General features: G+C 44.1%; 22 protein-coding genes. 11 read left to right on the forward strand and 11 right to left on the reverse strand.

The window, feature by feature from the left end:
• Positions 1 to 45: 45 nt before the first annotated feature.
• The 10 genes from gltA to DWW81_RS09425 form a co-directional block, all read right to left on the reverse strand.
• Positions 46 to 1,431 (reverse strand): NADPH-dependent glutamate synthase, encoded by a 1,386-nt coding sequence (gltA, locus tag DWW81_RS09380; protein ID WP_117856330.1) that lies wholly within the window; start codon positions 1,429 to 1,431, stop codon positions 46 to 48.
• Positions 1,431 to 2,264: a sulfide/dihydroorotate dehydrogenase-like FAD/NAD-binding protein gene (locus DWW81_RS09385; RefSeq protein ID WP_046440370.1), complete on the reverse strand. Its 834-nt coding sequence runs from the start codon at positions 2,262 to 2,264 to the stop codon at positions 1,431 to 1,433. Before DWW81_RS09385 ends, gltA begins: the two co-directional genes overlap by 1 nt.
• A gap of 204 nt (positions 2,265 to 2,468) precedes the next feature.
• Entirely contained in the window at positions 2,469 to 3,626 is a 1,158-nt protein-coding gene (locus tag DWW81_RS09390) for a family 10 glycosylhydrolase (protein WP_242989602.1), read from the reverse strand.
• Between the two features lie 294 nt (positions 3,627 to 3,920).
• Positions 3,921 to 6,794 carry an Asp-tRNA(Asn)/Glu-tRNA(Gln) amidotransferase subunit GatB gene (gene gatB / locus DWW81_RS13760; protein WP_117897581.1) on the reverse strand — a complete coding sequence of 958 codons (2,874 nt, stop codon included), beginning with the start codon at positions 6,792 to 6,794 and terminating at the stop codon, positions 3,921 to 3,923.
• A 14-nt stretch (positions 6,795 to 6,808) separates the two neighbouring features.
• Entirely contained in the window at positions 6,809 to 8,242 is a 1,434-nt protein-coding gene (gene gatA, locus DWW81_RS09400) for an Asp-tRNA(Asn)/Glu-tRNA(Gln) amidotransferase subunit GatA (RefSeq protein WP_117856442.1), read from the reverse strand.
• A gap of 40 nt (positions 8,243 to 8,282) precedes the next feature.
• On the reverse strand, positions 8,283 to 8,561 hold the full coding sequence (gene gatC, locus DWW81_RS09405; RefSeq protein WP_038671608.1) for an Asp-tRNA(Asn)/Glu-tRNA(Gln) amidotransferase subunit GatC: 279 nt from the start codon (positions 8,559 to 8,561) through the stop codon (positions 8,283 to 8,285).
• Positions 8,562 to 8,759: 198 nt separating this feature from the next.
• Positions 8,760 to 10,034 carry a diaminopimelate decarboxylase gene (locus tag DWW81_RS09410; RefSeq protein WP_022287279.1) on the reverse strand — a complete coding sequence of 425 codons (1,275 nt, stop codon included), beginning with the start codon at positions 10,032 to 10,034 and terminating at the stop codon, positions 8,760 to 8,762.
• 220 nt (positions 10,035 to 10,254) lie between these two features.
• Positions 10,255 to 12,033 (reverse strand): ABC transporter ATP-binding protein, encoded by a 1,779-nt coding sequence (locus DWW81_RS09415; RefSeq protein ID WP_117897582.1) that lies wholly within the window; start codon positions 12,031 to 12,033, stop codon positions 10,255 to 10,257.
• Positions 12,034 to 12,049: 16 nt separating this feature from the next.
• Positions 12,050 to 13,807 (reverse strand): ABC transporter ATP-binding protein, encoded by a 1,758-nt coding sequence (locus tag DWW81_RS09420; RefSeq protein ID WP_117897583.1) that lies wholly within the window; start codon positions 13,805 to 13,807, stop codon positions 12,050 to 12,052.
• Positions 13,808 to 13,822: 15 nt separating this feature from the next.
• Positions 13,823 to 14,278 (reverse strand): MarR family winged helix-turn-helix transcriptional regulator, encoded by a 456-nt coding sequence (locus DWW81_RS09425; protein ID WP_117897584.1) that lies wholly within the window; start codon positions 14,276 to 14,278, stop codon positions 13,823 to 13,825.
• A gap of 273 nt (positions 14,279 to 14,551) precedes the next feature.
• Here DWW81_RS09425 and DWW81_RS09430 point away from each other — a divergent pair, with 273 nt between their 5' ends.
• From DWW81_RS09430 to sigE, 8 genes are all read left to right on the forward strand, one after another.
• Positions 14,552 to 14,740, forward strand: coding sequence for a DUF951 domain-containing protein (locus tag DWW81_RS09430; protein WP_022287283.1), 189 nt, complete (start codon positions 14,552 to 14,554; stop codon positions 14,738 to 14,740).
• A 68-nt stretch (positions 14,741 to 14,808) separates the two neighbouring features.
• Positions 14,809 to 15,888 (forward strand): peptide chain release factor 1, encoded by a 1,080-nt coding sequence (prfA, locus tag DWW81_RS09435; RefSeq protein WP_117876181.1) that lies wholly within the window; start codon positions 14,809 to 14,811, stop codon positions 15,886 to 15,888.
• A 3-nt stretch (positions 15,889 to 15,891) separates the two neighbouring features.
• Positions 15,892 to 16,911, forward strand: coding sequence for an L-threonylcarbamoyladenylate synthase (locus DWW81_RS09440; protein WP_117897585.1), 1,020 nt, complete (start codon positions 15,892 to 15,894; stop codon positions 16,909 to 16,911).
• Entirely contained in the window at positions 16,908 to 17,510 is a 603-nt protein-coding gene (gene coaE / locus DWW81_RS09445; RefSeq protein WP_046440356.1) for a dephospho-CoA kinase, read from the forward strand. The genes DWW81_RS09440 and coaE overlap by 4 nt, the downstream gene beginning before the upstream one ends.
• Entirely contained in the window at positions 17,500 to 18,162 is a 663-nt protein-coding gene (locus DWW81_RS09450; protein ID WP_117856303.1) for a lytic transglycosylase domain-containing protein, read from the forward strand. The genes coaE and DWW81_RS09450 overlap by 11 nt, the downstream gene beginning before the upstream one ends.
• 82 nt (positions 18,163 to 18,244) lie before the next feature.
• On the forward strand, positions 18,245 to 19,657 hold the full coding sequence (locus tag DWW81_RS09455; RefSeq protein WP_117897586.1) for an aminopeptidase: 1,413 nt from the start codon (positions 18,245 to 18,247) through the stop codon (positions 19,655 to 19,657).
• A 119-nt stretch (positions 19,658 to 19,776) separates the two neighbouring features.
• Positions 19,777 to 20,607 carry a sigma-E processing peptidase SpoIIGA gene (locus DWW81_RS09460; protein WP_117897587.1) on the forward strand — a complete coding sequence of 277 codons (831 nt, stop codon included), beginning with the start codon at positions 19,777 to 19,779 and terminating at the stop codon, positions 20,605 to 20,607.
• 16 nt (positions 20,608 to 20,623) lie between these two features.
• Positions 20,624 to 21,343 carry an RNA polymerase sporulation sigma factor SigE gene (gene sigE, locus DWW81_RS09465; RefSeq protein ID WP_051706493.1) on the forward strand — a complete coding sequence of 240 codons (720 nt, stop codon included), beginning with the start codon at positions 20,624 to 20,626 and terminating at the stop codon, positions 21,341 to 21,343.
• A 38-nt stretch (positions 21,344 to 21,381) separates the two neighbouring features.
• Here sigE and DWW81_RS09470 read toward each other — a convergent pair whose 3' ends face one another.
• Positions 21,382 to 22,158, reverse strand: a complete 777-nt coding sequence (locus tag DWW81_RS09470; protein ID WP_117897588.1) for a LytTR family DNA-binding domain-containing protein — start codon at positions 22,156 to 22,158, stop codon at positions 21,382 to 21,384.
• 199 nt (positions 22,159 to 22,357) lie between these two features.
• On the opposite strand from DWW81_RS09470, the gene DWW81_RS09475 reads away from it, so the two are divergent.
• Genes DWW81_RS09475 through DWW81_RS09485 form a run of 3 tightly spaced genes read left to right on the forward strand, consistent with a single transcriptional unit; the run spans position 22,358 to position 24,739 of the window.
• Positions 22,358 to 23,422 carry a bifunctional glycosyltransferase family 2/GtrA family protein gene (locus DWW81_RS09475; RefSeq protein WP_243004734.1) on the forward strand — a complete coding sequence of 355 codons (1,065 nt, stop codon included), beginning with the start codon at positions 22,358 to 22,360 and terminating at the stop codon, positions 23,420 to 23,422.
• Positions 23,412 to 24,527 (forward strand): phosphodiester glycosidase family protein, encoded by a 1,116-nt coding sequence (locus DWW81_RS09480; RefSeq protein WP_242989601.1) that lies wholly within the window; start codon positions 23,412 to 23,414, stop codon positions 24,525 to 24,527. Before DWW81_RS09475 ends, DWW81_RS09480 begins: the two co-directional genes overlap by 11 nt.
• A gap of 2 nt (positions 24,528 to 24,529) precedes the next feature.
• Entirely contained in the window at positions 24,530 to 24,739 is a 210-nt protein-coding gene (locus DWW81_RS09485; protein ID WP_038671587.1) for a hypothetical protein, read from the forward strand.
• Positions 24,740 to 24,820: the final 81 nt, after the last annotated feature.

Genomic DNA, 24,820 nt, shown 5'->3' on the forward strand with positions numbered 1-24,820 from the left:
CACAAACTTCAAGCCTTTTAACAAATAATTTTCATTTACAAGAAATTATTTCTTGTTCTTGATATACTCGTCGATAGCAGCGGCAGCCTTTTTGCCTGCGCCCATAGCGAGGATAACAGTAGCAGCGCCTGTAACAGCGTCACCGCCTGCGTAAACGCCTTCCTTAGTTGTTGACTCGTTCTCGTCAACGATAAGGCAGCCGTGATCGTTTGTTTCAAGACCGGGAGTTGTACTTCTGATAAGTGGGTTAGGTGATGTACCGATAGACATGATAGCTGTATCAACGTCAAGAATGAAGTTTGAACCTTCGATAGGGATAGGACGTCTTCTGCCGCTTGCGTCAGGCTCGCCAAGCTCCATTTTGATGCACTCCATGCCTTTTACATGACCGTTCTCGTCGCCAACTATCTTAACAGGGTTATTAAGAACGAGGAACTCGATGCCCTCTTCCTGAGCGTGATGAACCTCTTCCTTTCTTGCAGGAAGCTCGTCCATTGAACGTCTGTATACGATATAAACGTGCTCAGCGCCAAGTCTCATTGCAGAACGAGCAGCGTCCATAGCAACGTTACCGCCGCCGACAACAGCTACGTTCTTAGACTTCATGATAGGGGTATCATAATCGTCCTTGTATGCCTTCATAAGGTTGATTCTTGTAAGGTACTCGTTAGCTGAGTAAACACCTACAAGACCTTCGCCCTCGATACCCATGAATCTTGGAAGACCTGCACCTGAACCTACAAATACAGCTTCATAGCCCATGCCCATAAGCTCATCGATAGAAAGAACTCTGCCGATAACCATGTTTGTCATGATATGTACGCCCATGTTTGTCAGATTGTCTATCTCGTGCTGAACGATAGCCTTTGGAAGTCTGAACTCAGGGATACCATACATAAGAACGCCGCCTGCTGTATGGAATGCTTCATAGATAGTTACGTCATAACCAAGCTTAGCAAGGTCGCCTGCAACTGTAAGGCTTGAAGGACCACCGCCGACAACAGCTACCTTGTGACCGTTTGGCTCAGCCTTTTCTACGGCAACTGCCTTGTCCATCATATAGTCTGCACAGAATCTCTCAAGTCTGCCTATACCGACAGGCTCACCCTTGATACCTCTTACACACTTACCCTCACACTGATGCTCCTGTGGACATACACGTCCGCAAACAGCCGGCAGAGCGTTTGTTGTTTTGATGATAGCATAAGCCTCTTCAAACTTGCCCTCTGCTACCTTTGCGATAAACTCAGGGATCCTAACGCTTACAGGACATCCTGTCATACAAGGCTTGTGCTTGCAGTTAAGACATCTCTGAGCTTCTTCTATAGCCTGCTCAGGGGTGTAACCCAAAGTAACTTCCTTGAAGTTTCTAGCTCTTACCTTTGGCTCCTGCTCTGCGATAGGAGTCTTTGTCAAACTCATATTAGCCATTATCTTACACCTCCAGTAAGTCTGCACAAGTGAGCCTTTTCCTGCTCCTTATAAGTTGAGTTTCTTCTCATAAGCTCGTCGAAATCTACCTTCTGACCGTCAAAGTCAGGGCCGTCAACGCAAGCATACTTGATCTTGCCGTCAACAGTTACACGACATCCGCCGCACATTCCTGTGCCGTCGATCATGATAGGGTTGAGTGAAACGAGTGTCTTGATATCATAAGGCTTTGTTACCTTGCAAACGAACTTCATCATTGGAACAGGTCCGATAGCGATAACTTCGTCAAACTTAGCACCACCGTCAATAAGCTCCTGAAGCTTGTTTGTAACAAATCCGTGATAGCCGTATGAACCGTCGTCTGTACAGATATGAAGATGTGAAGATGCCTTGCCCATTTCGTCCTCGAGGATAACGATATCCTTGCTTCTGAAGCCTGCGATAAGATCAACTTCAACGCCCATGCTGTGGAGTTTCTTAGCCTGTGGATAAGCGATAGCACAGCCAACGCCTCCGCCTACTACTGCAACTCTCTTGATACCCTCGTCATACTCTGTGGCAACGCCGAGAGGACCAACAACGTCATGGATATAGTCGCCCTCATTAAGTCTTGCAAGCTCAGTTGTAGATGCACCTACTACCTGGAAAATAATTGTGATCGTGCCCTTTTCTCTGTCATAGTCAGCGATAGTGAGCGGAACACGCTCGCCCTTCTCATCAACTCTGTAGATGATGAACTGACCAGCCTCAGCCTTAGCGGCAATGTAAGGTGCGTCGATCTCCATAAGAACAACAGCGTCGTTGAGCTGTCTTCTTGTTACGATTTTGTACACTAAAATCCCTCCCTGAATAATTAGCAAAATAATATTGTTTTAGGCAAATAATACAAAAACATTTTCTATTATCGCCTTACAGCATATAACATTATACTATATTTAAAAAGAAATTTCAATAGTTTTTTGTTTACTTCCATAAATTTTATAATAATATATCACAATTTGTTTACATTTAACATACCATAATTTATATATCGCATATCATTTTACAGATGTATCAAGTTTATCAAAAGCAATTTCGATACACTCCTGCTCCTGACAGCCTCTTTCACTGCCGCCGAACAGACTTCCATAGCCGTAGACCGCCGCTCCTGCGTAGTTATAACTAACTACAGCGTCATTTATCTGCCTGCCGATAATGCCAATATTTTCAGAAAATTCACTCTCGCTGTCTATCTTATAAGCCCCCAGTCCTGCCACCAGCATAACATCAGTTGTGCAGATATCAGCCCACTGCTGTAGGGTATCCTTATAAGGCTTGACAGAATTTTCATAACCGAAGTATATCTGCGGACAGATATAGTCTATATACCCCTCCTCACTACACCACTTTTTCACATCAGCGTACATATACTCATAGTTGTTTTCCATATTTCCCTGAGGCGAAACTCCCACCAGAATATCCTTATCCACTGCTTTTACCGCACTGTATATCTCCCCCACCATAAGGGAGATATTGTTCAGCCGCCATTTCGCAAGATCGTCAAACTCCGTCTGAGCAGAAAAGCACTGTGCGTCAAAATCCTCGTCAGTTGTGGGATAAAAATAATCGTCGAAGTGCAAGCCGTCAATGTCATAATTCTCCGCAAGTTCCGCCGCACCCTCTGCTATAAGCTGTCTTACCTCATCATAAGCAGGATCGAGCCACAAATGGCTGTCGCCCTCGACCTTCTCCAAACAGCCGTCGCCCTCGTCATACCATTTTTTCAGAAGAAAGCTATCGTCATAATTCTGAAAACATTCCTCATTCTCACACCTGAGAGGATTTATCCATGCGTGAAAAGAAAGTCCCTTATCATGTGCGGTCTGTATCATTATATCAAGCGGGTCAAAGTCACCCTGTTCACCTGCCATGCCTGTTATATATCTTGATGCAGGATAAAGTTCCGAATCATATATAGCGTCCCCGAAAGGTCTGACGTGAACATACAGAGTGTTGCAGCCTATGCTCAAAGCATTTTCACACGCCTGAGAAAAGTTCTCACGAAATTCCTCGGCACTTTTCCCGGTGAGCATATCAGCAAGGTCAATATAGGATATCCATATAGCTTTCTGCACAGTATAATTAAGCTTGTGTGACGTTTCCACATCAGTGTAGTTTTTCTCTCCGCACACAGGTATCACCGAAGCTTTTTCCATAGTCACAAGCCTGTCCCTCTGGGAATTTACCTCACCTCCGCAAGAGCAAAGGGTCAAAAAACAAATAAGTAAAGTAAGAATTTTTTTCAAGAATATCAGTCCTCCGAATCAGTATCATTGAATTATACTATTCTTATTGGACAAATATTCTGCTTTTATACAGCCCCGACGTACCGCCTTTTTGCCTTATCGCAAAAGCACATAAAACGAACATTCGATATGCTGACGACCTCAGGTCGCCATACAAAAAAGAACGGACAGACCTGCCCGTTCTTTGATAAACATATTTTCAGACTATGGAAGAAGTCTGTTGATATCTCTTGGGAACAGTGATGTTTCCCTGATGTTGTTCTTGTTAAGAAGCTTCATGAGAAGTCTTTCAAGACCGATACCAAGTCCGCCGTGAGGTGGCAGACCATACTTGTGAGCCTCAAGATAGTTCTTGAAGTCAGCAGGGTCAAGTCCCTGAGCCTTCATCTTCTCTACCTGCTCGTTGTAATCGTGTATTCTCTGACCGCCTGAGGTTATCTCAAGACCTCTGAACAGCAGGTCGAACTTGTATGCTTCTCTTGGGTCTTCTCTGGAGTTCATTGCATAGAACGGAGGCTTTGATGACGGGAAGTGTGTAACGAAGATAAAGTCTGAATCGTACTTTTCTTTAGCATACTTGCCGAGGTTTACCTCGTCCTCCGGGTCAAGATCGAACTTCTTGCCGCTTCCCTCGCCGCCTCTCAGCAGTTCGATAGCGTCAGCAAACTTGATAGACGGAACTTCCTTTATCTCAGGAACGTCAGCCTCAAGTATTCTAAGCTCGTTCTGATAGTTTTCCTTGATATACTCGAAAATGGACTTGAGCATTGCTATCTCCATTTTCATAACGTCATACATACTGTCGATATAGCCCATTTCAAAATCAAGACCGATATACTCGTTGATATGACGTGAAGTAGCGTGCTTTTCAGCTCTGTATACAGGTGCTATCTCATAAACTCTGTCAAAGAATGCCACAGCCATTTGCTTATAGAACTGCGGTGACTGGTTAAGGAACGCAGACTTACCGAAATAGTCAAGACGGAAGATGTTAGCGCCGCCCTCAGCACCCTGAGCAACTATCTTTGGCGAGTGTATCTCAGTGAAGTTGTTTGCCTGCATGAACTTGTGCATACCCTGAACAAGACCCTCCTGGAGCTTGAATATAGCTCTCTCATAAGGGTTTCTCAGTGAAGCCGCACGGTTGTCAAGATTTACTTCTATTGTGCAGTTAAGTCTGCCCTGTGATATTTTTAAAGGAAGTTCAGCGGCGTTCGTTGAGATAAGCTTGATAGAATCAAGCTCTATTTCAAGACCGTTGAAATCCTTAGGGTTTTCCTTAACGATACCCTTTACGTTTACAAAGAAGCCCTCTCTCAGACCCTCGATAGAATCCTTGCAGTTGTCGGCAGAGTAAACTGTCTGTATAACATCTCTTGAGGTTCTTACAACGATAAAGGCAATACTTCCCATATTCTTTATTCTGTGAACACAGCCTGAAAACTCAACTTCCTTGCCCATGTTAGCCTTAGCGTCAGCAAGCATAAACTCTTTCTTGACGTCAGCCGTATCTATCATAAGCATTTTGCCGTCATTTTCAGGTACATACTTATCAGCGTTCTCATACTTTGTGAGCTTTGAAGTATCTATAACGTTGTCTTTTACGTCCTCTTTCTTCTCTGCGTCAGAAGCAGCGCTTGCAGCGGCAGCTTTCAGCTTGCTTTCAAGAATTTCCTTGATTATCTTAGGTGTTGCAACGCCCTTGAGAGCCTTTGTACACTGACCCATGATAAAGCCGAATACCTTTGTTTCGCCGTTCTTATACTGCTCTACCTGTGCGGCATTTGCGGCGAGTATCTCGTCAACGCCTGCCTCAACCTTTGCAGTATCCACAGTGATTATCATACCCTTGCTCTTTGCAATGTCCATAGGCTTGCCGCCCTCTTCTACCATTGCTCTGAACACGGTCTTAGCGTCGTTCTTTGATACCTTCTCTGTATCAGCCATTTCAACAAGCTCTGCGAACTCCTCAGGTGTGAAGCTGATATTGTTTATATCTATCTCGCCCAGATTAACTCTTCTCATAAACTCGCCGAGAATGAACACAGCCACGCTCTTAGGATTGTTATATCTCTTAAGTGCATTCTCAAAGAAATCTGAGATTATCTTTGTTTGGATAAGCGTTTTTGCGTCTATCTCAGAAATACCGTATTCCTCAGTGTATCTCTTGAATCTGCTGCTTGGCATTTCAGGGAGCTTAGCCTTTATCTCATCAAGCTGAGCGTCTGTAAGGTTTACCTGAAGAATATCAGGCTCTGGGAAATAACGATAATCGTTAGCGTTTTCCTTTGTACGCATTGAAGTTGTCTTATCTCTGTTTGCGTTGTAACGTCTTGTTTCCTGAACGACCTTTTTGCCAGCTTCAAGAAGAAGCGCCTGTCTTTTTTCCTCATACTTGATAGCTCTGCCAACAGACTTGATAGAGTTGATGTTCTTTATCTCCGCACGAGTACCGAACTCAGTTGCGTCAGGTCTCATAAGAGAGATATTAACGTCGCATCTCAGTGAGCCTTGCTCCATTTTACAGTCGCAAACGCCAGCATACTGCAAAAGCAGAGATATCTGCTCAACGAAAGCCATAGCTTCTTCTGCTGACGCTATATCAGGCTCAGTAACTATCTCGATAAGCGGGATACCGCATCTGTTATAGTCAGCCATTGAGATTCCGTTGAAAGCGTCATGAACGAGCTTACCGGCGTCTTCCTCAAGGTGGATATGGTTTATTCTGATATTCTTCTTCTGACCGTTCACCTCGATAGGCACATATCCGGGACCTACGATAGGTCTGTAAAGCTGTGATATCTGATATGCCTTTGGCAGGTCAGGATAGAAGTAGTTCTTTCTGTCGAATACTGAAAATTTGTTGATGCCGCAGTTGAGCGCATATCCTGCCTTTACAGCATACTCTACAGCCTGCTGATTGATGATAGGCAGAGTACCTGGCATACCTGTACATACAGGGCAGCATCTTGTATTTGGCGCACCTCCGAACTCAGCGGAGCAGTTACAAAAGATCTTAGTTTTGGTAAGCAGCTCGGCGTGGATCTCAAGGCCGATGACCGTTCTCCATTTTTCCATTTGTCTTACCTCCCTTAAAGCTTTGGCGCAACAGGCTTGAAGCCCTTTTCGTATGCGTCGGCAGTCTTGATGATAGTTGCCTCGTCGAACTTTCTGCCTATAACAGACATACCGATAGGCATACCCTTGCTGTCATAGCCGCAAGGAGTTGATATTGCAGGCAGACCTGCGATATTTACTGTAACTGTGCATATATCAGCCTGATACATCTGAACAGGGTCGGAAGTCATCTCAGGGCTGTATGCAACAGCAGGAGTTGTCGGCGTAAGAATAACGTCGCACTTCTCGAATATATCATTATATTCTTTTCTTATAAGCTGTCTGAGAGCCATTGCCTTCCTGTAATAAGCGTCATAATATCCGCTTGACAGGCAGTAGTTTCCAAGAAGTATTCTTCTCTTTACTTCCTCGCCGAATCCCTCTGAACGTGACTTGATTATAAGCTCCTCATAGCTGTCGGCTGTGAGCGTTCTGTGACCATACTTGATACCGTCATATCTTGACAGGTTAGACGCAGCCTCAGCGCAGGCAAGAAGATAATAACAAGGAACAGCATATTTAAGCGACGGCATTGAACACTCGATAAGCTCAGCGCCCATTGCCTTATATTCCTCAGCAGCCTTGAGCACAGCAGCCTTTACCTCATCATTGATGCCCTCTGCATAGAACTCCTTAGGGAGTGCTATCTTCATGCCCTTCATTGACTCGCCTATCTTTGCGGTGAAGTCAGGCACTTCAAGCTTTGAGCTTGTGCCGTCATGGAAGTCATAACCGCATATCTCGTTAAGGAGTATAGCACAGTCATGAGCGTCAAGACCGATAGAGCCTATCTGGTCAAGAGATGAAGCGAAAGCCACAAGACCAAATCTTGAAACTCTGCTGTATGTTGGCTTGATACCTGTTACACCGCAGAAAGCAGCAGGCTGTCTGATAGATCCGCCTGTATCAGTACCAAGAGCAACAGGTGCAAGTCCCGCAGCAACTGCCGCAGCAGATCCGCCTGATGAGCCTCCAGGTACACGGTCAAGATCATAAGGATTCTTTGTCTTTGCAAAAGCGGAGGTCTGTGTAGAGCCTCCCATTGCGAACTCGTCCATGGAAGTCTTGCCGAGCATTACGATATTCTCAGCGTCGAGCTTTTCCATAACGGTCGCATTATAAGGTGGAACAAAGTTTTCAAGCATTTTTGACGCACAGGTGGTCTTTACGCCCTCTGTACAAATATTGTCCTTTACTGCCACAGGTATTCCTGTGAGAGCCTTTGCCTCGCCCTTATCGATAACGCCCTGAGCCTTTTCAGCCTGCTCCAAAGCCTTTTCCTCAGTAACAGTGATAAAGCTCTTTACCTTATCGTCATATTTCTTTATTCTCTCAAAATATGTCTGTGCAAGCTCTTTAGCGGAAATTTCCTTACTGTCAAGAGCCTTACGCATATCACGGATTTTCATTGAAGAAACGTCCAAATTTCACACTACCTTCCTGTTAAATTTACTCTACGACCTTAGGCACTACAAAGCAGTTGTTTGTATTCACTGCATTTGAAAGGACCTTTGAAGTAGGCATAGATTCGATGACCTCGTCTTTTCTCAGATCGTTGAGGTAAACATCATGATTGTCCTTGAGATCGTCATAGGTAATGTCGATTTCCTTTACGGTATCCATAAGATCAATAATATCAGTCATCTGCTCGGCTGTGGCTGCAAGCTCTTTATCGGAATATTCCAGCTTGCTAAGCTCTGCCAGATACTTGACCATGTTCAAATCCATATATAATCCCTGACCTTTCTTAATATTAAGGCAACGCCTTAGGTGCAAAAATACACCAATTCAATTTAATATTATACTACATCTCATACTATTTTGCAAGCAAAAATCACATAAATTCCGATTTTTTTAATATTTGCTCACCAAACGCCCCAAAAACAGCAAGACCCACAGAGAAATTCCCTGTGGATCTAAGCGTCATTACTTATTATTCTTTGTATATTTATCGAAAATATCAGTGAAATCAAATGTTGCGAAATAGTCAGCTGGAGTTTCGGCACGTCTTATCATGTCGAAAGAGCCGTCCTCATGAAGAAGTATCTCAGCTGAACGGAGCTTTCCGTTGTAGTTATAACCCATTGAGAAGCCGTGTGCGCCTGTGTCGTGGATAACGATGATGTCGCCCGTGTCTATCTCAGGCAGCATTCTGTCGATCGCAAACTTATCGTTGTTCTCGCAAAGACCGCCGGTTACGTCATACTTGTGGTCGCATGGAGCGTTCTCCTTGCCAAGAACTGTAATGTGATGATATGAACCGTACATAGCAGGACGCATAAGGTTGCAGGCACAAGCATCAAGTCCAACATACTCCTTATAAGTATGCTTGTGATGTGTGCAGGTAGCAACGAGATGACCGAACGGAGCGAGCATATATCTGCCAAGCTCTGTGAAGATAGCAACGTCACCAAGACCGGCAGGAACCATTATATCCTCAAATGCCTTGCGAACGCCCTCGCCGATAGCGAAGATATCGTTCTGTGGCTTGTCAGGCTCATATGCTATGCCAACACCGCCTGAAAGGTTTACGAACTTGATGTCTGCACCCGTCTTTTCATGAAGCTCAACAGCAAGCTCAAAAAGTATTCTTGCAAGCTTTGGATAATAAGCGTTTGAAACAGTGTTTGAAGCAAGGAAAGCGTGAAGTCCGAAATGCTTTGCGCCTTTCTGCTGAAGTATCTTGAAGCCCTCAAAAAGCTGCTCTCTTGTGAAGCCGTACTTAGCCTCACCAGGGTTGTCCATTATCTGAGTTTCTATCTCGAAATGTCCGCCCGGATTGAAACGGCAGCAGATAGTTTCAGGAATACCGCAAAGGTCGTCAAGATAATCTATGTGAGTGAAATCGTCAAGGTTGATATAAGCGCCAAGCTCTCTTGCCTTGAGAAAATCCGCCTTTGGAGTTACGTTTGAAGAAAACATGATGTCGCTTCCGCTGAATCCGCAGCAGTCGCTCATCATAAGCTCAGTAAGAGAAGAACAGTCAACGCCGCAGCCCTCTTCCTTGAGTATTTTCAAAATGAATGGGTTAGGGGTAGCCTTTACAGCGAAATACTCTTTGAAGCCTTTGTTCCAGCTAAATGCCTTGTAAAGATCTCTGGCTCTCTGTCTGATACCCTTTTCGTCGTAGATATGAAAAGGTGTAGGATACTGCTTGATTATCTCCTCAGCCTTTTCCTTGGTTATAAATGGTGTTTTCATTATATATCAATCCTTCTGCAAATAATATATTTTATAAAAATACATATTTATCATACCATTTTAATACGGATTAGTCAAGTGAAATATCTGATTTTAAGAAATAAAATACACTTTATTGTCATTTTTCAATACAGCCACACCACTGTCACACCCATTTTAGTAAAAAAAGCACAAAGCACACAGCCGTAAAAGCCGTGTGCTTTGCATATAAAAGCCTGCTTTATGAAGCCTGATCGAACTGGCTGTTATAAAGCTCGGCATAAAATCCGCCCTTTGCCATAAGAGTTTCATGGTTTCCGCTTTCGATAACGTCGCCGTCACGCATAACAAGTATCAGGTCTGCGTTTTTGATAGTCGAAAGTCTGTGTGCGATAACAAAGCTCGTTCTGCCCTTTGTAAGCTTATCCATTGCCCTTTGGATAAGAAGCTCCGTTCTCGTATCGACAGAAGATGTGGCTTCATCAAGTATGAGCATAGGCGCATTCTGGAGCATTGCCCTTGCGATAGTGAGAAGCTGTTTCTGTCCTGCGGATATTGCCACGCTTTCTGAAAGCACTGTATCAAAGCCCTCAGGGAGCGTATGAACGAACTTATCCAGACCGCAGGCTTTGCACACTCTTTCAAGGGACTCGTCGCTTATGCCCTCCATGTTGTAAACAAGGTTTTCTCTCACAGTGCCCTCAAAAAGCCATGTGTCCTGCAAAACCATGCTGAACATATTGTGGACAGTTTCACGGCTCAGCTGTGAGATAGGCGTGCCGTCTATGGAGATACTTCCGCTGTTTATCTCGAAAAATCTCATAAGCAGATTTACCATTGTGGTCTTACCTGCACCGGTAGGTCCAACGATAGCCACCTTCTGACCTGCCTTTACCTCTGCGGAAAAGTTCTTTATTATCACCTTGTCAGGAGTATCAGGATAGCTGAAACGTACATTTTCAAAACTTACGTTGCCCTTTACCTCAGGCATTTCACTGCTCTTGTCGCTCTCGTCTGAAAGTTCCTCGCTTTCGATAAAGTCAAATATTCTCTGAGCTGAAGCGGAAGCTGTCTGCATATTTGTCATGCCTTGAGCTATCTGACCAAGAGGCGATGTGAAAAGTCTTACATAAAGAATGAACGATATTATAACGCCGAATGTGATAGTGCCGTTAAGAGCGAGCATCGAGCCGAAAACACATACCGCAACGTATGCAAGGTTTCCGATAACGTTCATAAGCGGTTGCATGATGCCTGACAGAAACTGTGACTTCCAGTTTGCGTTGTATACAGCTTCGTTAAGTCCGGCGAAATGTTTCTTTACATTATCTGCTCCACGGGATATCCTTACTACCTCGTGACCCGAATACATCTCCTCAACATAGCCGTTGAGCTTACCAAGGCTTTCCTGTCTGTCTAGGAAGAACTTCTGTGACTTTGACATTATGAAAACTATCAGGAAAAGTCCGAAGAATGTGATGAACAGTGAGATGAGTGCAAGTCGCCATTCTGTAACGAACATCATTATAAGACAGCCCACAAACTGTGCCGCCGCACTGATTATGGTCGGAAGACTGTTTGTAAGGCCCTGTTGTAAAGTTGATACATCATTTGTGATACGGCTGAGGATATCGCCTTGCGAATGAGAATTGAAATATTTCTGTGGAACGCAGTTTATCTTTCTTGAAAGGTCGCTTCTCATTCTGTATGACATTTTCAGGGTGACTGTCGCCATTATATACTGCTGAATGAATGTGAACAGCGAGCTTGAAATATATATCGCCCCAAGGAAAATTCCTACCCTTGCCACCGCTTTAAGGTCAATGCCTGTCATAAGTCCGTCTGCCATAAGGTCGGTTATCTCACCCACCTTGTCAGGCCCTATGATAGTCAGCACCGCACCAAGCGCCGCAAGAACCAATGCCACTGCAACGATACCTACACTGCCTTTCATATACTCTATTATTTTTTTCATAGCGGACGCCATTTCGCCCTTACTAGCCTTTTCGTATTTTCTCATTGTGCAGTCCCCCTTTCTATGCAAGCTCTGCCGCACTTAGCTGTGAAAGCGCTATCTCTTTGTATACGTCGCAGTTTTTCATAAGCTCATCATGAGTACCCATGCCCACGGCTTCGCCACGGTCAAGGACTATTATCTTGTCTGCATGACGGATAGTGCTTATTCTCTGCGCAACGATTATCTTTGTTGTGTCCTTAAGTTTCTCGTTAAGACCCTCTCTGAGCTTTGCGTCTGTCTTGTAATCAAGGGCTGAGAAAGAATCGTCAAATACAAGTATCTCAGGCTTTCTTGAAAGCGCTCTTGCAATAGACAAACGCTGCTTCTGTCCGCCTGAGACGTTTCTGCCCATTTGAGATATCATATGCTCTGTGCCATCAGGAAGCTTATCCACAAACTCCTCCGCCTGAGAAAGCCCGATAGCGTTTTTAAGCTCCTCGTCAGTTTCAGGAGCGGCACTTTCGCCGAAAAATACGTTTTCTCTTATGCTTCCTGCAAAAAGCACAGCCTTCTGTGTGACATATCCAAGCTTGTCATAAAGGGTGTCAAACTTGTAGTCTTTTACGTTTACTCCGTCAACAAGAACTTCGCCCTCTGTTGCGTCATAAAATCTTGGAATAAGGCTTATAAGCGTTGTCTTGCCGCTTCCTGTTGCACCGATTATGGCAAGGGTCTGACCCTTGTTTATCTTGAAGCTTATGTTGCTCAGCTCGTCTTCAGAAGCATGAGGATATCTGAAAGAAACGTTTTTAAATTCCACAGTACCCTGCTCATTGCCTTCGCTGACGCTTCCCTCTTTTATGTTCACGTCACGCTCAAGCACTTCGTTGATACGCTCTGCTGATACCTGAGCCGCAGGAAGCATCATGAATATCATAACGAGCATCATAAACGACATTACAACGTATGTGGCATATGTGCTGAAAACAACAACGTTGCTGAAAAGCGTTATCCTGTCCTGAACGGCCGTCAGGGCTATCTGCTGGATAAGCACTGCACCAAGCCAGTAGATAGCAAGGGTCAGACCATTCATTCCGATATTCATAACTGGCATCATAAGTGCGAACATTCTTTGGTTTTTAAGCTGTGTGTTCATCATCTCCTTACTTGGAACATCGAACTTGTCGTTCTGATATTTCTCAGCATTGAAAGCGTGAACAACGTTTATACCTGTGAGATTTTCTCTTGCCACACGGTTTATCTTATCAGTTAGCTTCTGAACGATACGAAAACGTGGTATGCAGGTCGCCATAACTGCAAGAACGAATACGCATATCACCACAACGAACGCCGCAGTCACAGCCGAAAGCTCCCAGCTCTTGCCAAGTATCTTTATAACAGCCCAAACCGCCATGATAGGCGATTTTATTATCATCTGCAAGCCCATTGATATTATCATCTGTATCTGTGTAATGTCGTTTGTTGTCCTTGTTATAAGACTAGGTATAGAAAAGTCCTGCATCTCCTCGCTGCCCATATCCATAACGTGGTTAAAAAGCTTTTCTCTTACAGTGTAGCTGAATCCTGAGGCAGTCTTTGCGGAAAGATAGCCGCAGCCGATAGCAAGAGCGGCACTGGCAAGGGTACAGCCAAGCATTTTAAGTCCGACGTTCAGAATATCGGAAGTTTCACTGCCTGCCGTGTTGAGCATCATGGTCAGGTCAGTCATATAGTCAGGCAGCGTCAGGTCAAAATACACCTGTCCCAGCACAAGGATCGTACAGAGAACAGCCATAAGCACCTCACGCTTTGCCATCTTTTTAAGCAGTTTTATCATAGTTGTTACCTCCTTCTACAAACATTCTTTAATAATGCTGTCTATATTGTCGCTGACGATATGCAGGCATTTTCTGAAATGCGCCATGTCATCGTCCGAAAAGCCCTCGATAAGCTTTTGTGCAAACTTTTTCTGTAGCTCTCTGCCCTCTTTTATAACAGGCTGGGCCTTTTCTGTGCAGACCAGACGGCATTTTCTTCTGTCGCCCTTTACCGCCTGCCTTTCAACAAAGCCTGCTTCCACAAGCTTTTCTACATGGAAAGACACAAGCGCCGCCTTGATATTCCTATATCTACACACATCACCCGCTGTGTTGAACTCAGGATTGTTCGCAAGGAACATGAGCACGTCAAGCGCCGTCTTTGGCATATCGAGCTTTTTACAAAGGGGCTGCATGACTTTTTCATATGCTTCTGCAAGCTTCTTTGAATGATCAAACATATGCGTTGCTGTTGTCATATTATCGTTCATTGTCAAACCTCCAATATTAGATATTTCAAATTTGAACAATCTAATATTAACACTTTTCAACAGATCATTCAATGAACATTTTGTAAATTCAGCTTCTTATAATGTCGTTTTTGTAACAATGCAACAAAAATCAAATATACGGACTATAATATTTGTACAGCAATAAAACCGCCCTCTCCGCTATTGCAATAAAGGGAGAAATGTGTTATAATAACGATGTATGGGCAGAGTATTCGCTCTGCTTCACCTTTTAAGAAAGGAAAGTGGTGCAAAATGGATATTGTAAAAGGCGATATTCTTGTAATGAAGAAAAGTCACCCCTGCGGCAGCAACAGAATGATAGTTCTGCGCTCAGGCATGGATTTCAAGCTGCGCTGCGAGGGCTGCGGACGAGAGTTCATGATAGTACGCAGCAAAGCCGAAAAGAACGTAAAAACTATTATCAGAGAGGCTGAGTCATAGCTATTCTCGCAATTTATGATATATAACAAATGTATGATATGAAATAAAAATGACAGGAGAATATAACTATGTTTGAAAAACTCAAAGCACTCGAAGATAAATTCAATGAAATAAACGAAAAGCTCATGCAGCCTGAAACTGTAAACAACACTTCACTGTATACGAGCCTTATGAAAGAATACAAGACACTTACGCCGATAGTTGAAAAGTTCGGCGAATACAAAAAGGCAAAGGCTGCCAATGACGAGGCTCTCGAACTTCTTGACGCAGGCGGAATGGATAAGGACTTCAAGGAAATGGTGCAGATGCAGCTTGAGGAGTCCAAGGAAGATATGGCTAAGCTTGAGGAAGAGCTTAAGCTTCTTCTGCTGCCGAAAGACCCTAACGATGAGCGTAACGTTATCATAGAGATAAGAGGCGGAGCAGGCGGTGAGGAAGCTGCGCTGTTTGCAGGCTCTCTTTATAGAATGTATTCAATGTATGCCGCTTCAAAGGGCTGGACTATAGAAGTCATGAACGCCAACGAAACAGAGCTTGGCGGCTATAAGGAAATAACTTTCAGCGTGTCAGGCGAGGGAGCATATTCAAGACTTAAATACGAAAGCGGAGTACACAGAGTTCAGCGTGTACCTGAAACTGAGTCACAGGGCAGAGTTCACACGTCTACTGTTACAGTTGCCGTGCTTCCAGAGGCTGATGAGGTGGAGCTTGACCTGAATGAAGAAAAAGACCTGAAAATAGACGTGTTCCGTTCATCAGGCGCAGGCGGACAGCACATCAACAAGACATCTTCCGCTATCAGAATAACTCATCTGCCTACAGGTATGGTAGTTGAGTGTCAGGACGAGCGTTCACAGTTCAAGAACAAGGAAAAGGCTCTGAAAGTCCTCCGTTCAAGACTTCTTGACCAAAAAGTTCAGGCTCAGAACAAGGAGATCGCAGACAACAGACGTTCACAGGTGGGAACAGGTGACCGTTCCGAAAGAATAAGAACTTACAACTATCCTGAGGGAAGAATTTCCGACCACAGAATCGGTCTTACTATCTACAGACTTGAACAGGTGCTTAACGGCGCACTTGATGAAATAATCGACGCACTTGCAACAGCCGATCAGGCTGCCAAGCTTGCAAGTCAGGAAGAAGAATAAAAAATGTTTGACACAAAAATACTTGGCACTGACGAGGACAGCATAGCATATGCCGCAAAGCTGCTCTCACAGGGTGAAGTCGTTGGTATGCCGACGGAAACTGTATATGGTCTTGCGGCGAACGCTTTTGACGAAGCGGCTGTAAGAAAAATATTCGCCGCAAAGGGCAGACCTGCCGACAATCCTCTAATAGTGCATATATCTGACATTTCTCAGCTTGAGGGACTTGTGGATAAGATACCGCCCCTTGCTGTAAAGTGCGCAGAAAAATTTTGGGCAGGACCTCTCACAATGATAATGCCAAAGTCTGAAAAAATACCAATGGTAACGAGCGGAGGACTTGACACAGTGGGCATAAGAATGCCGTCACATAAGGTGGCAAGGGCGCTTATCTCAGCCTGCGGCTTCCCTATCGCCGCACCGTCGGCTAACCTTTCGGGCAGCCCGTCGCCTACAACAGCACAGCACGTCCTTAACGATATGCACGGCAGGATACCCGCCATAATAGACGGCGGAGCTTGCGGAGTGGGCGTTGAATCAACTGTTATAAGCTTTGAAGGCGAAGACGGCATCAGACTTCTGCGACCTGGTTTTATCTCAGCCGAGGATCTTATGGAGATCACCCCGAACGTTCTTATCGACAAGGGCGTTTTGGAAAAGCTGGGTGAGAACATAAAAGTTCGCTCCCCTGGTATGAAATACAAGCACTATGCCCCAAAGGCTGATGTGACTATCATTGACAGCAGTCTTGAAGCTTTCAGAGAATATGTGAAAACTCACGCTGACAATGACACCACTCTTATGGTGTTCACTGACAACGATTGTGATGGGCTTGATATCCCGCATATCTGCTATGGCGCAAATGACGAGGAACAGGCAAAAGAGCTTTTTGACGTTCTCAGAGAGCTTGACGATATAGGTGCAAAGAAAGTTTTTGCACGCTGTCCTAACAAAGACGGCGTGGGGCTTGCAGTGTATAACCGACTTTTAAGAGCCGCAGGCTTTCAGGTGGTGAAACTGTGAAAAAAACAGTAGTAGGGCTTACAGGTCAAAGCGGTGCAGGCAAGACAACTATATCGGACGCTTTCAGAGAAAATGGCTTTGAGATAATAAACTGCGATATAGTCGCAAGAGAAGTCACAAACGCCGATAGCGAATGCTGTAAAGAGCTTGCAAAGCTTTTCCCAAGCTGCTTTGACGAGAACTATTCTCTTGACAGACAGAAGCTCGGGGAGATAGTTTTTTCAGATAAGAATAAGCTTCAAATGCTCAATGATACCATATACCCTTTTATAAACAAGCTTATTGACGAAAAGATAAACGCCACAGAGAGCGAGTTTGTTCTTCTTGACGCACCAACCCTTTTTGAAGCAGGTGCGGATAAGCTTTGCAGTGTTATCGTAAGCGTTGTGGCAGACTTTGGCATAAGGCTTGAAAGGATAACCAAAAGGGACGGCATTTCGGCGGAGCTTGCAAAAAAGCGTTTTTCTTCTCAGCATACTATGGAATTTTTCAAGGCTCACAGCGATTTCGTCATTGAGAACAACGGCTCTGTGAATGACACATTCCAAAAGACCTGTGAGGTCATAGAAACAATAAAGGAAAGATATAATGGCGGCTAATGGAAAAAACAGCAGGCGTAAAAAGAAAAGGCACATAAAAAAAGGTCCCGTACTCATAGCAGTCATACTTCTGCTGTGCGGTATAGGCTGGCTCACATATCTTTATCACGAGCAGATAATCAACAAGGCAAAGGATATTCCGAACTCTTTTTCATATCCTACAGATTATGAGGAGTATGTAATAAGATACAGCACCAAGTACAAGTGCGACCCTGTGCTTGTGTTCTCTGTAATAAAAGTGGAAAGCGGCTTTAATAAGGACGCTGTTTCATCAGTGGGTGCCAGAGGTCTTATGCAGCTTATGGAGGACGCATACGATTGGATAAAATATCGCCTTGACGATCAGCGTGACAACACCTATGACGATATGTTCGACCCTGAACTTAATATCCAATATGGCACATATTATCTCAGCTATCTTATGGAAAAGTATGACGGTTCAGTAGAGCTGACAGCGGCGGCATATCACTGCGGAATGAATCTTGTTGACAGTTGGATAGAAAACGGCACTGTTGACCCTGACAATTTCAAAGTCAGCGACATACCTGACGAAAATGACCAGACTTCAAACTATGTGCGCAAGATACGCAAAGCCTATGACAATTATAAGGATATACTCAACAGTCATGGGGATATTACAGAAAACAGTTAAGCAAAACCATGCGCAGGGGCGAACAGTGTCCGCCCATTGCAACGCAGTTTCAATAAGAATACATTAAAAGGAGGACTTTACAATGGATAACAAGAAGAAAGAAAAGTCCGAGGGCGAAAAGCTTGCAGAAAAGCTTCTTTCGGATAAGAAAAACGGTGGACTTCGCCTTAGCGAAGAGAAAATCAAAAAGGCAGACAAGTTCTGCGAGGGCTATAAAAGCTTTCTGAACACTGCAAAGACAGAGCGTGAGGCTGTTATCGAGGCAGTGGCTCAGGCTGAAAAAGCAGGCTTCAAGCCTTATGAAAAGTGCAAGAAGTATGACGCCGGCGACAAGTTTTATTTTGTAAACAGAGGAAAGGCTATCATACTTACAGTTATGGGCAAGGACGGTCTTGAAAAAGGCATCAGACTTGCTGCCGCTCATATCGACTCACCACGTCTTGACCTTAAGCAGAACCCACTTTACGAGGACAAGGAGCTTTGCCTGTTCAAGACACACTATTACGGCGGCATAAAAAAATATCAGTGGACAACTGTTCCAATGTCACTTCATGGCGTTGTTATAAAGGCTGACGGCGAAAGCGTTACGGTAAATATCGGCGAGGACAAGGACGACCCTGTTTTCTGCGTAACTGATATCCTGCCGCACCTTGCAGACGCTCAGATGAAAAGACCTGCTCCACAGCTCATCAAGGGCGAGGAGCTTAATCTGCTCATAGGTTCAAGACCATTCAGAGATGACGCTGTTTCAAACAAGGTAAAACTCAACATAATGGCTATCCTTAACGAGAAATACGGCATCGTAGAGGACGATTTCGTTTCCGCAGAGCTTGAAGCTGTTCCTGCATTCAAAGCACAGGACGTTGGCTTTGACAGAAGCATGGTAGGCTCTTATGGTCAGGACGACAGAGTTTGTGCATACACAGCTTTGCAGGCTATCCTCAAATGCAAAGACCCTAAAAAGACCTGCATGACCATACTCACAGACAAGGAAGAAACAGGAAGCGACGGCAACACAGGACTTAACAGCTCATATCTGCCATACTTCATTGCTGACCTTGCAAAGGTATACGGACTTGAGGGCAGAAACGTTATCTCTGCTTCCGAGTGCCTTTCAGCAGACGTAAATGCGGCATATGACCCAACATTCTCAGAGCCGTTTGAAATAAGAAACTCATCACAGATAAACTACGGCGTTGTTGCCACAAAGTTCACAGGCGCAAGGGGCAAGTCAGGCACTTCCGATGCTTCTGCTGAGTTTGTGGGCAGAGTAAGAAAACTCTTTGACGAACACAACATCGTTTGGCAGACAGGCGAGCTTGGCAAGGTAGACGGCGGCGGTGGAGGAACTGTCGCACAGTATATCGCAAACCTTGACATGAACGTTATCGACGTTGGCGTACCAGTGCTTTCAATGCACGCACCATTTGAGATAACCTCGAAGATAGACACTTATATGGCATATAAGGCTTTCTCAGTTTTCTTTGCTGACTAATTTGATATCAAATAAGCATATCCGCTTTCCCATTTGGGGAAGGCGGATCTTTTTTTGTCCCCATTGCGACAATTTTTCCATTCAAGCAGTGCTATCATAATATCAAAGGGAGGAACGCCATGAAAATTTACATAGATATACTCCTTGTGACAAACGCCATTATGACGCTTATCATGCTGGAAGCGACAGGCAGGGTATGTCACAAGGTCATAAGTCCGCTGCGGCTGTTGACAGCTTGCTCGGTGGGAGGACTTTCGTCGCTTGTTATGGCTATAGACAGCAAAGGATATTTCACTGCAGTTCTTATTGTTGTGATAAAGCTTGTCAGTGCGGTATTCACAGTGCTTATAGCCTTTGGGTGTAAAGACCCTTGGCAACTACTTCGATACTTTATCATATACTGTGCAGTGGACGCAGTTTTCACGGGTATAGTGGTGACCCTTTGGCAGGTATCAGGGAGCAAGGTGATTTTTTTCAGAAACCTCACCGTGTATTTTGACATTTCTCTATTTAAGCTTGCCCTTGCCTGCGGTATAGCATATGGTCTGCTCTGTCTTTATGAGAACATCACACGCAGGTGTTTCAACAGGGTCGCAAAATACGAAGCCATATACGAAAATGGTGGCTGTATAGTAAAAGTTCCTGCCATTTGCGACAGTGGGAACAGGCTTTGCGACAGCTTCACAGGCACACCGGTGGTGGTTTTCTGCTGTGACAGGCTTTTCTATCACTATGACCTTGACCGTGACGAGCCTGACCCTCTAAGCGGTTTCAGGCTTATCCCCTGCTCTACTGTCAGCGGAGAGGGAATTATCCACATCACCGCCGCAGGGAGCGTAAAGATAATCGACGATAAAGACCGTGTACACAACGTCAGGTGCTATGTGGGCATAAAACCCTCGCTGAACGGAAAGTCACGGGCTATATTCAACCCCGCATTGCTGGGATAATACAGGAGGAATACAAATGACCACACTTAAAACACTTGCTCTAGGGCTGAACAGATTTTTGAGCCGTTTGTTTTCAGACGACCCCGAAACTATAGATTACCTAAATGGTGCAGATTCGTTACCGCCGCCCCTAAACAAAGAGGAAGAGAAAAAAGCCTTTGAACTTCTTGAAACAGACCCAAAAAAAGCCCGAGAACTGCTTATCGTGCATAATCTCAGGCTTGTGGTATATATAGCAAAGAAGTTTGAGTCAACAGGCACAGGCATAGAGGATCTTATCTCAATAGGCTCTATAGGGCTTATCAAGGCTGTGAACACCTTCTGTCCTGATAAAAACATCAAGCTTGCGACCTATGCTTCACGGTGCATAGAAAACGAGATACTTATGTTTCTGAGAAAATCAAATCAGTATAAAAATGAAATATCCATAGACGAACCGCTGAATGTTGACTGGGACGGCAACGAGCTGCTTTTATCCGATATTCTAGGCACCGATGACGACACCGTGAACAAGGGCATAGAAAGCGAAGTTGAGAAACAGCTTCTTCTGGAGGAGATCGAAAAGCTCTGCCCTCGTGAAAAGCAGATAATGAAAATGCGATTCGGGCTCTCAGGCAAAAAAGAAATGACCCAGAAGCAGGTCGCTGATGAAGTCGGTATATCCCAATCCTACATATCAAGACTTGAAAAGCGGATAATAAAATCCATACGGCGAAATTTAGAAAAAATATGCTGATTAAAAGACTGGCGAACACGCAAAATGTTCACCAGTTTTTATGTTATATGGGATAATTTTGTTTTCACAGCAGTATAATTCTTCTCAGAAATAGGGATCACCTTGCCATATGTAAGTTCTATTCTGTAACGGCTTATACGGCTTACATATTCAGGATTTACAAGATAATTTTCATGACAGCGCACAAACATATCCCTATATCGTCTTTCAAACACCTTAAGGCTCTGCACTGATTCAAATGAGCCGTCAATGGTATATATGACGCAGTGACTGCCACTGCTTTCCACATAAGCTATCCATGACCTATCCAGAAAAACAAGCGACCTGTCTACGCCATTTACTATCACTCTCTTTGTACGCCTTTCACCTGAACAGACATTTTTCTTGTATATTTCTTCATAATGTACAGGATATATCCTGTCACGTTCATCATACTTAATGGCATTGGAAATGTGACAAAGCTTTATTTTTTCCTCGCCGTTCTCACTCACCCATGAAAACTGTATCCTTTGATCTGCTCTCCCAACACTGCTGTCAGGCCAAATCGTATCCAAAATGAAAAACATTATGACCTCGCAGGATCTTTCAGTAAGACCTATGGAAAACACCTTTAGGTCGCTGAGCACAAACTCAAGCTTGTGTTCTTCTTGCGAAAAAGCATCAACAAGCGCCTTTCTGGTGCGTATCACATGCTTCTCAGCGGGACCTATCCACAGAATGTCTTCATGGCAGGCATTAAGAAAGCTGTCTATCTCGTTACTGTAGTACTTAGTGAGAATATCGGCTGAACGTGTTTCAAGAACTCTATATTCCATGAAATCAAATCCTCCGTTTGCTGAATTAATTTGTACATTTTTTATTGTATCTTTTATTATACGACATTTTTATTATTTTGTCAATAATACTGACACAATTTCATTTTCGCAAAATTTCGACAGATAAACTATGTATAAATTCTTCAGAAGTTTTATTGTATTTTTAAAGCATATGTGATATACTTAGACCATACGATAAATGAAAGGAGAAGATATCTTGGCGATAGATAGATTTTATGCGGTGATACCCGCTTATGAGCCTGATGAAAAAATGCTGGCTGTTATTGACGATATATCTTCATTGACCGATTTTCATATAATTGTCATTAATGACGGCAGCGGCAAGGATAAGCTGCCGATTTTTGCCGAAGCCGCAAAAAAAGCCATAGTTCTCACCCATGAGGTAAACAAAGGCAAGGGGCGTGGCATAAAAACCGCACTTGAATACATAAAAGAGCATGAAGCCGACACTGTGGGCATCGTCATTGCAGACGCAGACGGACAGCACAAGGTGGAGGATATAATAAGGGTGTCGGAAGCCCTGAAAAGCTCCCCTGACAAGCTTATTATGGGTTGTCGCAGATTTTCAGGAAAGATACCACTTCGAAGCAAATTCGGCAACAACATCACAAAATTCGTTTTCTCATTTGCCGCAGGAGTAAAGGTAAGCGATACGCAGACGGGCTTGCGTGGCTTTTCCTCAAAGCTCATACCTTTTATGCTGTCGGTAAACGGTGACAGATATGAGTTTGAGATGAATATGCTACTTGAATGTGCAAGAGAAGGCATAAGATTCTATGAAGTGCCTATCGAAACAGTTTACCTTGGCAAAAACGAGTCATCACATTTTAATCCTATCAAAGACTCATGGAGGATATACAAGGATATACTGAAATTCTCCTGCTCATCACTTCTTAGCTTCTGCGTGGACTATATTTTCTACAGCATTTTCGCAATGATAAGCGGGAGCGTAGCGTTTTCTAACATATGCGCAAGAGTGATAAGCTCCATTTTCAACTTTTCCATGAACAAAAAGTTCGTCTTTAAAAATAAGGAAGGCATTGTAAAGACAGCCGCAAAATACTTTCTGCTTGCCGCATTCATACTAGCTGCAAACACAATAATGCTAGAGCTATGTGTGAAATATCTCATACACAACAAATATATCAGCAAAATACTTATAGAAGTGCTGCTTTTCTTTATAAGCTGGGCGGCGCAAAAAAGTTTTGTTTTCAGAAAGAGGGAAAGAAAAATTGACGAATAAGACAAAAAAGCCAATGCCTGTCTGGGCAATGATCATAACAGACGTTGTGCTTACAGCGGCAGCGATAGGCGTGTTCATGCTTTTTGACTACGTTATGCCGCAAAGTTCAGGAGTAAAGGGAGAAGTGATCGCAACAGTTGACAGCTCCGCAGAAGGTAGCTTCACCTTGCCAAATGCGGCTGACAACTCGCAGAAAGAAGGCACAGCACAGGACGATAGCGAGCCTGCAGTTACCACAACAGCTCCGCAGGCAGAAAAGGCTACAACCACACTGCGTACTGAGCAGACGAACCACAGAAACTGGGGCAATCAGGACACTGCCGACTATCGTTCAGACCAGAATGCTATAAGCAGTATAACAAACGGTGCCATAACCTCTGAGGAGCTTGGCTCGGCTTCAACTGACAATGCTCAGGTGACAGTATACAAAAAATCTATCGGTGATGGCAGCAACAAGATAACCTATTTTGTGGCTGATGTTTATGTCACAAGCGCAAGCGAGATAAAAGCCGCCTTTGCAGACGGAGAATTCGGTAAGAACATCAAGGACTCAGTATTCAGTATGGCGGTGGAAAACAACGCTCTTTTCGCCATAAACGGTGATTTCTATGGTAATTCAGAACGCAGTATCGTTATAAGAAACGGTATAAAATACCGTGATGATGTCAACGACGCAGACGTGTGCGTGCTGTTCACAGACGGCACAATGCAGACCTACTCCCCGTCTGAATATGACAGCGACGCTGTTATAGCAAAAGGTGCATGGCAGGCTTGGAACTTTGGTCCTGCACTTCTTGACGGAAGTGGCAACGTTCTTGAAACGTTCAACACAACAAAATATCTTAACAGTGCAAATCCACGTTCAGCTATCGGCTGTGTGTCGGCAGGCCACTATATTTTCGTGACAGTTGACGGCAGAAACGAAGGCTACTCAAAGGGCGCAACTCTCAGCGAGCTTGCGGCTATCATGAGCGATGAGGGCTGTATGTCTGCGTTCAATCTTGACGGTGGAAAGTCCGCTATGATGTACTTCAACAACAGCATTGTGAACGCTCCTGACGGCGGTGGACGTGACCTCAGCGACATTATCTATATAGGAGGATAAAAATGAAAAGACTAAGCAAAATTCTCCCACATATCACGATAATACTTGCGGGAATGTTCATTGTATTCTGGATATTGGATATACTCAACCCTACAATGAATTTCATAAACAGAAAAATATCCAACAAGCTTCTGTTGGCATTTTGCATATCAGCCATAATAACAGCGATACTAGCGGTCTACTATCAGCGCAAGAGCGACAGAAAAGAATAGAACTAATGCAGAGTCACACGGCTCTGCATTTTTTTATGGTCAGATTTTCCTGAAAAATATCTGTATAGTTCCTGATCGAAA

The organism is Ruminococcus sp. AF17-1AC, from assembly GCF_003461385.1.
Classification (GTDB): Bacteria; Bacillota; Clostridia; order Oscillospirales; family Ruminococcaceae; genus Hominimerdicola; species Hominimerdicola aceti.

What these genes read in the sequence shown, in the direction of transcription:
- gatA (WP_117856442.1), bottom strand. Translation starts at nt 8,242, where the DNA reads ATGAAAATCCGTGATATGCGTAAGGCTCTTGACAGTAAGGAAATTTCC.
- DWW81_RS09415 (WP_117897582.1), bottom strand. Translation starts at nt 12,033, where the DNA reads ATGAGAAAATACGAAAAGGCTAGTAAGGGCGAAATGGCGTCCGCTATG.
- DWW81_RS09430 (WP_022287283.1), top strand. Translation starts at nt 14,552, where the DNA reads ATGGATATTGTAAAAGGCGATATTCTTGTAATGAAGAAAAGTCACCCC.
- gatC (WP_038671608.1), bottom strand. Translation starts at nt 8,561, where the DNA reads ATGGATTTGAACATGGTCAAGTATCTGGCAGAGCTTAGCAAGCTGGAA.
- DWW81_RS09425 (WP_117897584.1), bottom strand. Translation starts at nt 14,278, where the DNA reads ATGAACGATAATATGACAACAGCAACGCATATGTTTGATCATTCAAAG.
- DWW81_RS09470 (WP_117897588.1), bottom strand. Translation starts at nt 22,158, where the DNA reads ATGGAATATAGAGTTCTTGAAACACGTTCAGCCGATATTCTCACTAAG.
- DWW81_RS09390 (WP_242989602.1), bottom strand. Translation starts at nt 3,626, where the DNA reads ATGGAAAAAGCTTCGGTGATACCTGTGTGCGGAGAGAAAAACTACACT.
- DWW81_RS09460 (WP_117897587.1), top strand. Translation starts at nt 19,777, where the DNA reads ATGAAAATTTACATAGATATACTCCTTGTGACAAACGCCATTATGACG.
- DWW81_RS09420 (WP_117897583.1), bottom strand. Translation starts at nt 13,807, where the DNA reads ATGATAAAACTGCTTAAAAAGATGGCAAAGCGTGAGGTGCTTATGGCT.
- gltA (WP_117856330.1), bottom strand. Translation starts at nt 1,431, where the DNA reads ATGGCTAATATGAGTTTGACAAAGACTCCTATCGCAGAGCAGGAGCCA.
- DWW81_RS09410 (WP_022287279.1), bottom strand. Translation starts at nt 10,034, where the DNA reads ATGAAAACACCATTTATAACCAAGGAAAAGGCTGAGGAGATAATCAAG.
- DWW81_RS09440 (WP_117897585.1), top strand. Translation starts at nt 15,892, where the DNA reads ATGTTTGACACAAAAATACTTGGCACTGACGAGGACAGCATAGCATAT.
- sigE (WP_051706493.1), top strand. Translation starts at nt 20,624, where the DNA reads ATGACCACACTTAAAACACTTGCTCTAGGGCTGAACAGATTTTTGAGC.
- prfA (WP_117876181.1), top strand. Translation starts at nt 14,809, where the DNA reads ATGTTTGAAAAACTCAAAGCACTCGAAGATAAATTCAATGAAATAAAC.
- DWW81_RS09450 (WP_117856303.1), top strand. Translation starts at nt 17,500, where the DNA reads ATGGCGGCTAATGGAAAAAACAGCAGGCGTAAAAAGAAAAGGCACATA.
- DWW81_RS09475 (WP_243004734.1), top strand. Translation starts at nt 22,358, where the DNA reads ATGAAAGGAGAAGATATCTTGGCGATAGATAGATTTTATGCGGTGATA.
- gatB (WP_117897581.1), bottom strand. Translation starts at nt 6,794, where the DNA reads ATGGAAAAATGGAGAACGGTCATCGGCCTTGAGATCCACGCCGAGCTG.
- DWW81_RS09485 (WP_038671587.1), top strand. Translation starts at nt 24,530, where the DNA reads ATGAAAAGACTAAGCAAAATTCTCCCACATATCACGATAATACTTGCG.
- DWW81_RS09455 (WP_117897586.1), top strand. Translation starts at nt 18,245, where the DNA reads ATGGATAACAAGAAGAAAGAAAAGTCCGAGGGCGAAAAGCTTGCAGAA.